The sequence below is a fragment of the Aeromonas simiae genome (genome assembly GCF_014892695.1).
Lineage (GTDB): Bacteria > Pseudomonadota > Gammaproteobacteria > Enterobacterales > Aeromonadaceae > Aeromonas > Aeromonas simiae.
Genome location: NZ_CP040449.1, coordinates 3,613,848 through 3,627,213, shown reverse-complemented (window position 1 = coordinate 3,627,213; position 13,366 = coordinate 3,613,848). Strand labels below are relative to the sequence as shown.

Sequence of the window (13,366 nt, the reverse complement as noted above, 5' to 3'; positions counted from 1 at the left end):
GGCGGGAGGGGGAGCCGGCACTCGCATGTCCGGGTTGGAGCCGGTAGATTGGGGCGAGATGAAATGAGAGGAGTGAGGAAATGGAATTGCGTTGCGCCTGGGTGACCCGTGACCCGGCCTACATCGAATACCATGACAAACAGTGGGGGCGACCGGTCTACGATGCCCGCGAGCTGTTTGCCAAACTCTGCCTCGATGGCCAGCAGGCGGGGCTGTCGTGGATCACCATCTTGAAGCGCACCGAGAGCTACTATCGCGCCTATGCCGACTTCGACCCGGCACGTATTGCGCAGTTCGACGAGCAGGATGTGGAGCGGCTGATGCAAGACCCTGGCATCATCCGCAACCGGCTCAAGGTGCACTCGATCATCAAGAACGCCAAGGCGCTGCTCGCCATGGAGGCCGAGGGGATCGACTTTGCCGATTTCCTGTGGGGCTTCGTCGGGGGCGCCCCCATGGTCAACCAACGCCAGGGCAACGGCGACATTCCGGCGACGTCGCCCGAGTCGGATGCCATGTCCAAGGCGCTTAAGAAACGCGGTTTTACCTTTGTGGGTAGCACCATCTGTTACGCCTTCATGCAGGCGGTGGGGATGGTGAACGATCATCTGGTGACCTGCCCCTGTCATGAGCTGTGTCAGCGTGGCTAGGCGTGCGCTCACTCAAAGGGGGGCCTGAGCCCCCCCTTGTTGGTTGCTGAGTCAGCGACCTTAGCGAATACCGGCCTGTTGCATCGGCTCCCCATAGAGCTTGTCGGAACGAAAGATGTGGTCGAGCAGCCAGTTCTTGAGAAACGCGATCACCTCCAGGCTGTCCTCCTGTTCATCACCGCTGTGTTGGGCCAGTAAATGGCCCAGTTCATTCAATAATTTGGCATGTTCCTGCTTGTGACGTTGCAGGCCGGGGTAATGGGCCTGCTCCATGCCCCTCTCTTCATCGGCAAAGTGCTGGCGGGCCAGAAAGAGAAGTTCACTCAGCCTTTGCTCCCGCACGTGTGAAGGGGCCCTCTCTTGCACGGCCTGGTAGATCCGGTTCATGGCGTTAAACAGCCCTTGATGCTGTTCATCCATGCTCGGCACATGGACGGAGAAGCTGTCGTTCCAATGCATCAGATTGCGCTGATCGTCGCGTGCCTCTTGCGCGGTCACCTGGAACTGGCAACTGATGAGCCCAATCTCTTGGTTGGCGTGGTTCATGTCACGGGTCTGGTGGCGGGTTTGCCGTGCCAAGGTCAGGCTCTGGCGAGCAATCTCGGCCACATTCACCACATTACGGTTGGTCTCTTCGGTCACCAAGGCTTGCTGCTCTGCGGCCTCGGCAATCTGGCCATTCATGACATTGACCTGATTGATGACCTCCACGATGGACTCCAGTGTCTGACCGGTGCGCCCCACCTGGGCCACCGCCTGTTCACTGACTTGCTGTGTGGTGAGCATGGTTTGAACGGCGCGCTGGCTCTTCTCTTGCAGGATCTCGATGCGTTGCTGGATATCGATGGTGGCGGCCTGGGTTCTGCTGGCTAATTGGCGCACCTCATCTGCGACGACGGCAAAGCCACGGCCATGAATGCCGGCTCTGGCCGCCTCAATCGCGGCGTTCAGGGCCAACAGATTGGTTTGCTCCGAAATGAACTGGATCACCTGCACGATCGATTCGATTTGGCTGCTTTCATGCTTCAACTGATCCAATTCATGGGCCGAGCGTTCGACATGTTCTGCCACCTGACCCATGAGCGCGACCGCGCTCTCGACCTGATGCTGGCCAATATCGATGTTCCCCTTGGCTTTCGCGGTTTCGAGGCGGGCGTGCTCCGTGCTGTGTGCGATGTGGTGCACGGTCGATGTCATCTTGTTTAGCGCAGAGGCCAGGACGTCGGTGTTGTGTTGCACCTGATTCATGCTGGTCAGCGAGGTGTCGGTGTGTTCCATCAGGGTTTCCATCTTGTCGTGCGTCTTGAACGACACCGACTGTACTGTCCCGATCAGGCTATCGATGTTCTCGAGGAAGTGATTGAAGACCTTGGCCAGATAGGCGTATTCATCGCTCCCCTGCATCGTTAGACGAAAGGAGAGGTCATGGCTGTTCTGGGCAAGCTGCTGTACCTGTTCCATCAGGCTGCTCAGTGGGGTCAGGATCTTGCGTTGTAAGACGAACAGCACCAGCACGACCAGCAGGAGACTGAGGCTCAGGATGAGCCAGGTCTTCTGGTTGAGAGCGCGACTCTTGTGCAATACCGTCTGTTCCAGGTGTTTCAGTTGCTGCTCCTGCCGTTGCAGCGTGTGCGAGATGACTCTGGTGATGCGGTTGGAGAGATCGGTGTATCCCCCCGGCTGGGCCATCAGCTGCTTGCCGGCCTCGACCCCATGCTGCTGGTAGGCGGTGACGATGGCGTGGCCTGCCTCTCGTTGGCGTAGGAACAGGGCTGCCAGATCGTCTTTTAGCTCAGGTAGGGTATCGAGCAGCGCATCAGCTTCGTGGGCATGTTCATCGGCAAGGACCAAGTGCTGCGGGGTGCCGGTAAGGGCGGCATTGAGCCGCCAGCGCTGCTCTTGGGTGGTATGGTGATGCAGATGTTGCAGCTCCAGCAGGTTCTCCGTGTGTGCAATCAACTCTCCGGGCAAGGCCGCTAATTCGTCGGTGAGGCTGCTGCGCCATAGATTGCTCAATACCAAGCTCAGCACTATGGCTGAACTGGCCACCAGCATGATGTGGCGAATAGGGACATTGCGCAGGTGAAAGGACATGTAGTTGATGACTCCAAGTGGCATGCGGGATGAACCGGCCTATGTAAAAGGGCCTGTGGTGCCGAGGCGCTGATGGGGGCAGGTGCCAGGTCGCCACCGACTGTGCGTCAGACAATGGCGTTAAGCTGGGATACAATTCCTGCCCCGGTGTGATAGCCGATCGACTATTTTGAGGGTTTTCATGAATTTCAAAACACTGGTGCCGGCTCTGGCACTCACCATCGCCGTTTCCGGCTGTACCACCAACCCCTATACCGGCGAGCAGCAGACCTCCAAGGCGGTCTGGGGCTCCATGGCGGGCGCTGCGACGGGGGCTGCCGTGGGGGCGCTCTCCTCCAGCAAGGGGGATCGCAAGAAGGGTATCCTGACTGGCGTGGCAGCGGGCGCGGCGCTCGGCGGCGGCATCGGTTACTACATGGACGTGCAGGAGGCCAAGCTGCGTGAGAAGCTGCAAGGCACCGGCGTCAGCGTGACCCGTAACGGTGATCAGGTGATCCTCAACATGCCCAACAGCATCACCTTCGACAGCTCCAGTGCTCAGCTCAAGCCGGCGGGCGCCAACACCCTCTCTGGCGTAGCCACGGTCGTTGCCGAGTTCGACAAGACCCGCCTCAACGTGATCGGTCATACCGATAGCACCGGTACCCGTGAGTTGAACATGAAGCTGTCCAAGCAGCGTGCCGACGCGGTGGCCAACCAGCTGATTGCCAGCGGTGTGGCCGGTTCCCGTATCGTCACCGCCGGTGTTGGCCCGGATCAGCCGGTCGCCAGCAATAGCACCGAAGCGGGTAAGGCGCAGAACCGTCGCGTCACCATCACTCTGACCCCGTTGCAGTGAGCGTGATCCGTGTGCGAATGACGGAGGCCATGCGGCCTCCGTTTTTTTAGACTCGATAGAGTCATCGTTAGCAGATTAGCTTGATCCCCTTCAAAAAAATCGCTAAAGATCTGGCCGAACGCAGATTAATATTTGCATCCCACCCGATGGATCGGGTTATTTTTGGAATGTTGTTTTGTTGTGACAGGATGTCGAGAAATACCCCTTCCCGTTTACATCCTGTCAGTATGCTCTGGCATGCATCCCAATCACGTCTGCCCGCGCTCCCGCGGGGTCATCACTAAAATCACATCAACACAAAGGATGTACACATGAAGGGATTAACCTTGGCCTGCGCTGTTTCCGCTGCGTTATGCGGCTTATTGCCAGGTGCTCCAGTTCAAGCCGCCGAACGTTTTGTCACGATCGGCACAGGCGGTCAGACCGGCGTGTATTACGTTGCCGGCCAGTCCATCTGCCGTTTCCTTAACCAGGGAACCAAGACCCACGAGATCAAGTGCAACGCACCAGCCAGTGGCGGTGGCGTGGCTAACGTCAACGGCATCCGTTCCGGTGAGTTCAACTTCGGCATCATGCAGTCGGATCACCAGTTCAAGGCGCTGAAGGGGGTCGAGCCCTTCAAGGCTGAAGGGGCGATGGAGGATATTCGCGCCGTCTTCTCCCTGCAAAGCGAGGTGTTCACCATCCTGGCGCGCAAGGATGCCAAGATCGCCAGCTTCGACGATCTGAAGGGCAAGCGTGTCAACATCGGTAACCCCGGCTCCGGCCAGCGCGATACTTTCGATGAGGTGATGGCAGCGAAGGGATGGAACAAGTCGGCTTTCAGCCTGGTTTCCGAGCTGAAGCCGGCGGAGCAGGCCTCGGCACTGGGTGATAACAACATCGACGCCATGAGCTACTTCGTTGGGCACCCCAATGGGGCTATCCAAGAGGCCTCGATCACCACCGATACTGTGCTGGTGCCGGTGACCGGCCCCGAGATCGACAAGCTGCTGGCTGAAAAGAGCTACTACACCAAGGCCGAGATCCCCGGTGGCCTTTACAAGGGGAGCCCGGAGCCGACCCCCTCCATCGGTGGCAAGGCGGTGCTCTCGACCAGCGCCAAGACTGACCCGGAAGTGGTCTATCAGTTGACCAAGTCGGTGTTTGACAACCTGGCGCGTTTTAAGCGTCTGCACCCGGCTTTTGCCGAGCTCAAAGAGACCGACATGATCAAGGTGGGTCTGTCTGCGCCGCTGCATGAAGGGGCGCTGCGCTACTACAAGGAGCGCGGCTGGCTGTAACTGCCTGCTGATGGTTTCCTGATGTACTCCAGACTCGCTGCCTCATTAGGGGAGCGAGTCTGGCTTTATGGCTGTCGTCACCGAGTCACACTATGCAACAAGTACAACAACCCGAGGTGCGTTCGGCTGAAGAGCTGATCGCCCAGGATGTGGGTGCCCGCCTACCGCAGGGCAGCATGGGCTGGATCATTGCCGGTCTTGCCCTGCTTTGGTCCCTGTTCCAGCTCTGGATCGCTTCGCCACTCCCCTTCATCGTCGGGGTAGGGGTGCTCAACGATACCGAGACCCGCTCTATTCACTTGGCGTTTGCCATCCTGCTCGCCTATCTGGTGTTCCCGGCCCTGCGTAGCTCGCCGCGGGATCGGGTGCCTCTGCCTGATATCGCCCTTGGCGTCATCGGCGCCCTGGTCGCCGGCTACCTGTTCCTCGCTTATGCGCAATTGGCCCAGCGGCCGGGCAACCTGACCACCATGGATTTCACCGTGGCCTGCATCGGCATTCCGCTGCTGCTGGAGGCCGCCCGCCGCGCCCTCGGCCCGGCTCTGGCCGTCATCGCCTTGGTGTTTCTCGCCTATAGCTTGGCCGGTCCCTGGATGCCGGGGCTGCTGGCGCACCGTGGGGTGAGCCTCAATGCACTGGCCAACCACCAGTGGATCACCACTGAGGGGGTGTTTGGTATCGCCCTCGGGGTGTCCACCAGTTTTGTCTTCCTGTTCGTGCTGTTTGGTGCCCTGCTCGAGCGCGCCGGCGCCGGCCACTACTTCATCCAGCTTGCCTTCAGCCTGCTCGGTCACCTGCGCGGAGGCCCGGCCAAGGCGGCGGTAGTCGCTTCGGCACTGACCGGCGTTATCTCCGGTTCGTCGATCGCCAACGTGGTGACCACCGGCACCTTCACCATTCCCATGATGAAGCGGGTCGGTTTTTCCAAGGAGAAGGCCGGCGCGGTGGAGGTAGCCTCCTCGGTCAACGGCCAGATCATGCCCCCCGTGATGGGGGCGGCGGCCTTCCTGATGGTGGAGTACGTCGGCATTCCGTATGTGGAGATCATCAAGCACGCCTTCCTGCCGGCGGCCATCTCCTACATCGCCCTGCTCTACATCGTCCATCTTGAGGCGCTCAAACTCGGCATGCAGCCGATCGGCAATCGTCAGCCGCGCCCCTGGCTGCGCCGCCTGACCGGGTTTGCCTTTGGCGCCGCCCTCATCAGTGGCCTTTCGATGGCGGTTTACTACGGTCTGGGCTGGCTTAAGCCGGCGCTGGGTGACTATGCCCTGCCAGGGATCGCCGTGCTGCTGCTGGTCACCTACCTTGGCCTGCTCAAGATTGCCGCCAGCAACGCGCCGCTGCCGGCCGAAGATCCGGAGAAGGGGCTCGACGAGTTGCCCCAGACCCGCGCCGTGCTGCTCTCCGGTCTGCACTTCCTGCTGCCGGTGGTGGTGCTGGTATGGTGCCTGATGGTGGAGCGCCTCTCCCCTGGCCTGTCGGCCTTCTGGGGATCGGTGATGCTGATCGCCATCCTGCTGACCCAGCGCCCGCTGCTCAATTGGCTGCGCAACGATGGCAAGCATGACTATGGCTCCTTTACCGATGGCGTGGTGGACTTGCGCGAGGGGCTGATTGCCGGCGCCCGCAACATGATTGGCATCGGTATTGCCACCGCCACCGCCGGCATTATCGTGGGCGCGGTCTCCCAGACCGGGGTCGGCCTGGTGCTGGCGGATCTGGTGGAGATGCTCTCGATGGGCAACCTGCTGCTGATGCTGCTGCTGACCGCGTTGCTGAGTCTCATCCTCGGCATGGGGCTGCCGACCACTGCCAACTACATCGTGGTCTCCAGCCTGTTGGCCCCGGTGATCGTCACCCTGGGGCAGCAGAATGGCCTCATCGTGCCGCTTATCGCCGTGCATCTGTTCGTCTTCTATTTCGGCATCATGGCCGACGTGACGCCGCCGGTGGGACTGGCCTCGTTCGCCGCAGCCGCGGTTTCCAAGGGTGATCCCATCAAAACGGGTCTGACCGCCTTCTACTACAGCTTGCGTACTGCGGCGTTGCCGTTCCTGTTCATCTTCAACACCGACCTGCTGCTCATCAATGTGGACTTCGCCCACGGCGTGCTGATCTTCATCGTGGCGACCATCGCCATGTTGATCTTCGCCGCCGCCACCCAGGGCTATTTCCTGGTGAAGAACCGCTGGTACGAGAATGTCCTGCTGCTGCTGGTTGCGTTCACCCTGTTTCGTCCCGGTTTCTGGATGGACATGATCCATGATCCTTACCGTGATACGGCCCCTGCCGAGCTGGCCCAGACCATGGGCCAGGTAGAGGCCGAGAGCACGTTGCGGCTGCGGATCGAAGGGGAGGATGCGGTTGGCAAGTTACGTCGCTTCACCGTGCTGCTGCCGGTGCCGGAAGGAGAGAGTGGGGCGGCGCGCCTTGAGGCGCTCGGTATCACCCTCTACGAGCAGGATGGTAAGACCCTGATCGACAACGTCACCTTCGGCAGCCCAGCCGCCGATATGGGCCTGGAGTTCGACCAGCAGATCTTAAGTGTCAAGGCGCCGACCGAACGCTGGGACAAGGAGTGGATCTGGCTGCCGGGTCTGCTGCTGCTTGGCGGTATTGTGCTGCTACAGCGGCGACGTCAGTCGGCCTGAGTGGATACGTGAAGAGGAGGCGGCCTGTGGGCCGCCTCTTTCATTGCCAAGGGCTCACAAGGAGGCGGTGATGGCCATTTGTCTGCCAATTGAGTTTTTAGTGAAATAAAAATTTGAGCTGATGTGAAAATTCAAAATAAAAAATCAATAAATTAGCCTTTCACAGTTTCATGAATCCAGGTTTTTGCCGATCTGCCTGCACGCTGCACTGGCTGAGCGGCCAAATTGTAGCGAATTCTGTTACTTCCCATTTTTGAGAATTAAATGTTGATGGCACACAATCCACGCAGTTAAAAATATTGCGTTGATTGGATTGGCGATGGATATCTCTGTAGTTGAGGAAAAATGCCCGGCTGAGGTTCGGTCGAAGGCGGCACGGCGCTGGCAGCGCCATGATACCCAATGGGTCATCAGCCTGTTTGGAACCGCGGTCGGGGCCGGAATTCTGTTCCTACCCATCAACCTGGGTCTTGGTGGCATCTGGCCGCTGCTGCTGGTGGCGGTACTGGCCGGCCCCATGACCTATCTGGCTCACCTCGGGCTGGCCCGCTTCGTGCTCTCGTCATCGCGCCCCGGAGCCGATTTCACTGAGGTGGCCGAGCAGCACTTCGGCGTCGTGAGCGGCCGCCTCATCTCCATTCTCTATTTCCTCTCGATCTTTCCGATCCTGCTCATCTACGGGGTAGGGCTGACCAACACGGTGGAGAGCTTCATGGTGAACCAGCTCGGCATGGCCATGCCGCCGCGCGTGCTGCTCTCGGGCGTGCTGGTGTTCGTCATGGTGGCGGTGATGCTGGCTGGCGAGAAGGCGATGCTGCGAGCGTTTGCCGCCATGGTCTATCCGTTGGCGGCCATTCTGGCGGCTCTCTCCTGTTACCTCATTCCCGAGTGGCGTTGGCCGCAGGGGAGCGCCCTGACCGGCACCGACTTTGCCAAGACCGTCTGGCTGGCGCTGCCGGTGACGGTGTTTGCCTTCAGCCACGCGGCCGCTATCTCGGGCTTTGCCAACGTGCAGCAGCGCCACTACGGTGAGGCGGCCGGGGAGAAGAGCCGTCAGATCCTGCTTAGCACCAGCCTGATGCTGGTGGGGTTTGTGCTCTTTTTCGTCTTCTCCTGCGTGCTGGCCCTCTCGCCCGAGCAGTTGGCGGCGGCTAAGGCACAAAACGTCTCGGTGCTCTCCTATCTGGCCAACGTCACCGACAACCCGGTGATCATCACGCTGGGGCCGTTGATCGCCTTTATCGCCATCACCTCCTCCTTCCTCGGCCATTTCCTCGGTGCCCGCGCCAGCCTGCAAAATCTGCTGGCCAAGCAGGGGTTGTCGAGCGAGCGCGCCGACAAGGTGGGCATCGCCTTCATGTTCTTCGCCATCTGGGGGGCGGCGGTCGTCAACCCGAGCATCCTCGGCTTGATGGAGGTGCTCTCCGGCCCGGTTATCGCCATGATCCTCTTCATCATGCCGGTGGTGGCCATCTACAAGGTGCCGGCGCTGGCCCATCTGCGCGGCCAACGGCTGGCCAATGGCTTTATCTTGCTGACCGGCTCGCTGGCGGTCTCGGCCCTGCTGTTCAGCCTGTTGAAATAGGGCCCAGCCATGCAAAAGAGGCGACCCATGGGGTCGCCTCTTTGTGTGTTGGCAGAGTCGTGGAGCGAGCGCCTTATTCGGCGTCGTACTCCTCGATCTCCTTGCCCAGCGCCTGCATGATGGCGCGCGCCTCGGCTGGAATGCTGTCCGGCTGATCCTTGCGCAGATCTTCGTCGCACGGCAGCGGCTGGCCGGTAAAGGCGTGCAGGAAGGCCTCGCAGAGCAGCTCGCTGTTGGTGGCGTGGCGCAGGTTGTTGACCTGGCGGCGGGTGCGCTCGTCAGTCAGCACCTTAAGCACTTTGAGCGGGATGGAAACGGTGATTTTCTTGACCTGCTCACTCTTCTTGCCGTGCTCTGCATAGGGGCTGACATAGTCGCCGTTCCACTCTGTTCCCATGATCCACCTGTACTGGTTAAGCCGTGAGGCCGAATTTTAACCCTTAAGGAGGGTAATGGCAATCCAACAGCAAAGCCATTTGGACGTCTAGACATGTTGACGGCTTTTGCTGTTTGGCATACTGTGTAGCTTCGCCAGATGGGGCACAGACGAAACAGGGAAGGAGAGTGCAGATGAGTCATCAGGGAACCCACGCCGTACGGGTCGGCATCGAGAGCGACACCCAGCACGGGGCGGTCGTTCCTCCCATCTATCTCTCCAGCAACTACACCTTTGCCGACTTTGGCGAGCCACGTCAATACGACTATGCGCGCTCCGGCAACCCGACCCGCAGCAATCTGGCCGAGGCGCTGGCTGCCCTGGAAGGGGGGGCGGGGGCCGTCATCACCTCCACTGGCATGGGCGCGGTGCATCTGGTCAGTACCACCCTGCTCGCGGCGGGGGATCTGCTGATCGCCCCCCACGACTGCTATGGCGGTACCTGGCGCCTGTTCGAGCACCTCGCCGCCAAGGGGTGCTACCGGGTCAAGTTTGTCGATCTGGCCGATGACAAGGCGCTGGCGGAGGCACTGGCCGAGCAGCCCAAGCTGGTATGGATTGAGACCCCCTCCAACCCCCTGCTACGGGTGGTGGATGTGGCCGCCATCTGCACTGCTGCCCATGCCGCCGGTGCGCGGGTGGCAGTCGACAACACCTTCCTCACCCCCTTCTGGCAGCAGCCGCTGGCGCTGGGTGCCGATCTGGTGGTGCACTCCACCACCAAGTACATCAACGGTCACTCCGATGTGGTCGGCGGCGCCGTGGTGGCGGCCGAGGCCGCCCTGGCCGAGCAGCTCACCTGGTGGGCCAACTGCCTCGGGCTGACCGGCGGGGCATTCGACTCCTACCTTACCCTGCGCGGTCTGCGCACCCTGGGGGCGCGCCTGCGCTGTCATGCCGAAAACACCGAGCAGGTGCTGGCGTTTCTCCAGGCGCAGCCCAGGGTGACCCGCATCTATCACCCCTCCCTGCCCACCCATCCGGGGCATGAGATTGCGCGCCGTCAACAAGCGGGTTTCGGTGCCATGGTAAGTTTCGAGCTCAATCTGGGGGAGGCGGGGATCCGCGCCTTCCTGGCGGCCCTCGAGCTCTTCTCGGTGGCCGAGTCCCTCGGCGGGGTTGAGAGCCTAGTGGCCCACCCGGCCAGCATGACGCACCGCGCCATGACGCCGGAGGCACAGGCGCGCGCTGGCATCAGCAGTCAGTTGCTGCGTCTGTCGGTCGGTATCGAGCACGGCCCCGATCTGGTGGCCGATCTGGCCCGGGCGCTGGCCGTCGCCGAGGGAGTCGCGCAGTAATGGCAGCATTAAAGGGAGAGAGTGCGGTGGCAGAAGCAGTGGGTGTGAAGCGTCGTCATGTACACAAGTTTGGTGGCAGCAGTCTGGCCGATCCGGTCTGTTATCGCCGGGTCGCGGCCATCGTCGAGCAGCAGGTACACGGCAACGAGCTGGTGGTGGTCTCGGCGGCGGGCAAGACCACCAACCGCCTGATCCAGTTGGTGGATCTGGCGGTGGCAGGGGATGAAGCGGCCGCCGAGGCCCACTCCGCCCTGCATGCCTACCAGCAGAGCCTGATCGACGGTCTGCTCGAGGGGGCGCTGCATGACGAGTTGAGTGCGCAGTTGAACGAGGATGTGCGCGCCATCGCCCGCACACTGGAGCAGCAGTTCGATCGCTTCGATCGCAACGGCCTGCTGGCGTTTGGCGAGGTGTGGTCGGCGCGCCTGCTTGCCGCCCTCCTGACCCAGCGTGGTCACAAGACCCTGTGGCTTGATGCCCGCAGCTTCCTGCGTGCTGAGGATGGCCCGCTGATCCGGGTCGATCACGCCCTCTCCAGCGAACTGCTCAAGGCGCGCCTCGCCGAACATGAGGGGCGCATCGTGGTGACCGGCTTCATCGCCGCCGACATGGAGGGGCGCTCCCTGCTGCTCGGGCGCAATGGCTCGGACTACAGCGCCAGCCTGCTGGCGGCCCTGGCCGATGGCGAGTCGACCACCATCTGGAGCGACGTGGCCGGGGTCTACAGCGCCGATCCGCGCCGGGTGAAAGAGGCGCGCCTGCTCGAGCGCCTGAGTCTGGCCGAGGCCAACGAGCTGGCGCGGCTTGGCTCCTCAGTGCTGCATTCGCGTACCCTGCAACCGGTGCAAGACAGTCGTCAGCGCCTCACCCTGCGTTGCAGCTACAACCCGGACGAGGGCTGTACCCATATCCTGCGCCGGGCACCGCGCTCCGGCGGGGCGCGCATCGTCTCCTCGGTCGATCAGATAGCCCTGATCGAGCTCAAGGTGCTGCCCCAGAGCGACTTCGAGCAGGCGGCGGCCATCATCGAAGGCTATCTGGCGCGCCACCGCATTCAACCGCTTACCCTGCAACGCCAGCCGGATCGCCGCATGCTGCGTCTGGCCTACACCCTAGAGGTGGCAAGCGGCGCCTATGATCTGCTGCGCGACTTCCAGTTGGAGGGGGGCTTCACTGGCCTCATCCAGAAAGAGGGCTACAGCCTAGTGGCCTTGGTGGGGGCCGGCGTCACCGATAACGCCGAGCAGTGCCACCGCTTCTATCAATTGCTGACCGAGCAGCCGCTGGAGTTCGTTCAGGCCGCCAAAGATGGCCTGAGTCTGGTGGCGGTGGTGCGCCAGATCGTGCTCGAGCCCCTGCTCATCGCCCTGCACGGCGCCCTGTTCAGCCGTCCGACCCGGGTCGGGCTGGTGGTGTTTGGCAAGGGCAACATCGGCAGTCAATGGCTCGGCCTGTATGCCCGCGAGCAGGCGCGCCTCGAGCGCGAACTCAATCTGGCCCTGACCCTGTACGGGGTCTACAGCTCGGAAGGGGGGCGTCTCGACGAAGAGGGGCTCGACCCGCGCAAGGTGCAGGAGATCCGCCCTGAGCCGCTCATCTGGCCCGAGTTGCTCGGCCAGCTCGAGCAGCACAGCTTCGATGCCTTGATTGCCCTCGATCTCACCGCCAGCGAGACGGTGAGTCGCTACTACCCCGAACTGGCCCAGCTCGGCATCCATATCATCGCCGCCAACAAGTTTGCCGGTGCCGCCGACAGCGAGTTCTACCAGCGGGTCAAGCAGACCTGCCACGACCATCAGGTGCAGTGGCGCTACAACGCCACCGTGGGGGCCGGCTTGCCGATCCAGTCCAGCATCCAGATGCTGCGCCAGAGCGGCGATCGCATCCACGGGGTTTCCGGCATCTTCTCCGGCACCCTCTCCTGGCTGTTCCAGCAGTACGACGGCATCCGCCCCTTCTCCGAGCTGGTGGAAGAGGCGTGGCAACATGGCCTGACCGAGCCCGATCCGCGTGAGGATTTGTCGGGGCAGGATGTGCGTCGCAAGCTGCTCATTCTGGCGCGCGAGGCGGGCTATGAGCTCGACTCGAACGACATCGAGCTGGAGAATCTGGTGCCGGTGCCCCTGCGCAAGGTGGAGAGCGACCAGTTCATGGATCGGCTGCGCGAGCTGGATGGCCCGATCCAGACCGCCTTCGAGAGCGCGAAACGTCTCGGCAAGGTGCTGCGCTACGTGGCGCGTTTCGAGCACGACGGCAAGGCGCGGGTTGGCCTCGAGTGCCTCGAGCCGCATCACCCGTTCGCCAACCTGCTGCCGTGCGACAACATCTTCGCCATCGAGAGCGACAGCTACCGCACCAACCCGCTGGTGATCCAAGGGCCGGGGGCGGGGCGCGAAGTGACGGCGGCTGCCATCCAGTACGACCTGTGGCAGATCTGCGCCTCCCTGTGAGGGCGATGGGGTCAATTGAAAGGGGCGCCGATGGGCGCCCCTGGTTTTTGGCCGATTTCCTTACCCTGATGCATTAGA

9 protein-coding genes are annotated in these 13,366 nt (G+C 61.8%); 7 read left to right on the top strand and 2 right to left on the bottom strand.

Translation table 11 applies throughout. The features are described 5' to 3' along the window. Window positions 1-80 precede the first annotated feature (80 nt). Complete coding sequence (locus tag FE240_RS17295) at window positions 81-650, top strand: DNA-3-methyladenine glycosylase I (protein ID WP_193002720.1); 570 nt, start codon at window positions 81-83, stop codon at window positions 648-650. Window positions 651-710: 60 nt separating this feature from the next. Here the strand turns inward: FE240_RS17295 and FE240_RS17290 are convergent, their stop codons facing one another. Beyond that, complete coding sequence (locus FE240_RS17290; protein ID WP_193002718.1) at window positions 711-2,744, bottom strand: bacteriohemerythrin; 2,034 nt, start codon at window positions 2,742-2,744, stop codon at window positions 711-713. 181 nt (window positions 2,745-2,925) lie between these two features. Between FE240_RS17290 and FE240_RS17285 the strand changes: the two genes are divergently transcribed. The 4 genes from FE240_RS17285 (at window position 2,926) to FE240_RS17270 (ending at window position 9,104) form a co-directional block, all read left to right on the top strand. Then, window positions 2,926-3,582 carry an OmpA family lipoprotein gene (locus FE240_RS17285; RefSeq protein ID WP_042044893.1) on the top strand — a complete coding sequence of 219 codons (657 nt, stop codon included), beginning with the start codon at window positions 2,926-2,928 and terminating at the stop codon, window positions 3,580-3,582. Between the two features lie 311 nt (window positions 3,583-3,893). Next, on the top strand, window positions 3,894-4,865 hold the full coding sequence (locus FE240_RS17280) for a TAXI family TRAP transporter solute-binding subunit (RefSeq protein ID WP_193002716.1): 972 nt from the start codon (window positions 3,894-3,896) through the stop codon (window positions 4,863-4,865). A 92-nt stretch (window positions 4,866-4,957) separates the two neighbouring features. Further along, on the top strand, window positions 4,958-7,519 hold the full coding sequence (locus tag FE240_RS17275) for a TRAP transporter permease (protein ID WP_193002714.1): 2,562 nt from the start codon (window positions 4,958-4,960) through the stop codon (window positions 7,517-7,519). 319 nt (window positions 7,520-7,838) lie between these two features. Then, on the top strand, window positions 7,839-9,104 hold the full coding sequence (locus FE240_RS17270; RefSeq protein WP_193002712.1) for an aromatic amino acid transport family protein: 1,266 nt from the start codon (window positions 7,839-7,841) through the stop codon (window positions 9,102-9,104). Window positions 9,105-9,177: 73 nt separating this feature from the next. Here the strand turns inward: FE240_RS17270 and metJ are convergent, their stop codons facing one another. Then, entirely contained in the window at window positions 9,178-9,501 is a 324-nt protein-coding gene (gene metJ, locus FE240_RS17265; RefSeq protein WP_193002709.1) for a met regulon transcriptional regulator MetJ, read from the bottom strand. 173 nt (window positions 9,502-9,674) lie between these two features. Between metJ and metB the strand changes: the two genes are divergently transcribed. Together metB and FE240_RS17255 are read left to right on the top strand one after the other, a co-directional pair. Further along, the gene (gene metB / locus FE240_RS17260; protein WP_193002707.1) at window positions 9,675-10,838 is read left to right on the top strand and encodes a cystathionine gamma-synthase; all 1,164 of its coding nucleotides are present in this window, start codon (window positions 9,675-9,677) and stop codon (window positions 10,836-10,838) included. Next, the gene (locus FE240_RS17255; RefSeq protein ID WP_193002705.1) at window positions 10,838-13,288 is read left to right on the top strand and encodes a bifunctional aspartate kinase/homoserine dehydrogenase II; all 2,451 of its coding nucleotides are present in this window, start codon (window positions 10,838-10,840) and stop codon (window positions 13,286-13,288) included. The genes metB and FE240_RS17255 overlap by 1 nt, the downstream gene beginning before the upstream one ends. Window positions 13,289-13,366 lie beyond the last annotated feature (78 nt).

What these genes read in the sequence shown, in the direction of transcription:
- FE240_RS17295 (WP_193002720.1), top strand. Translation starts at nt 81, where the DNA reads ATGGAATTGCGTTGCGCCTGGGTGACCCGTGACCCGGCCTACATCGAA.
- FE240_RS17290 (WP_193002718.1), bottom strand. Translation starts at nt 2,744, where the DNA reads ATGTCCTTTCACCTGCGCAATGTCCCTATTCGCCACATCATGCTGGTG.
- FE240_RS17285 (WP_042044893.1), top strand. Translation starts at nt 2,926, where the DNA reads ATGAATTTCAAAACACTGGTGCCGGCTCTGGCACTCACCATCGCCGTT.
- FE240_RS17280 (WP_193002716.1), top strand. Translation starts at nt 3,894, where the DNA reads ATGAAGGGATTAACCTTGGCCTGCGCTGTTTCCGCTGCGTTATGCGGC.
- FE240_RS17275 (WP_193002714.1), top strand. Translation starts at nt 4,958, where the DNA reads ATGCAACAAGTACAACAACCCGAGGTGCGTTCGGCTGAAGAGCTGATC.
- FE240_RS17270 (WP_193002712.1), top strand. Translation starts at nt 7,839, where the DNA reads ATGGATATCTCTGTAGTTGAGGAAAAATGCCCGGCTGAGGTTCGGTCG.
- metJ (WP_193002709.1), bottom strand. Translation starts at nt 9,501, where the DNA reads ATGGGAACAGAGTGGAACGGCGACTATGTCAGCCCCTATGCAGAGCAC.
- metB (WP_193002707.1), top strand. Translation starts at nt 9,675, where the DNA reads ATGAGTCATCAGGGAACCCACGCCGTACGGGTCGGCATCGAGAGCGAC.
- FE240_RS17255 (WP_193002705.1), top strand. Translation starts at nt 10,838, where the DNA reads ATGGCAGCATTAAAGGGAGAGAGTGCGGTGGCAGAAGCAGTGGGTGTG.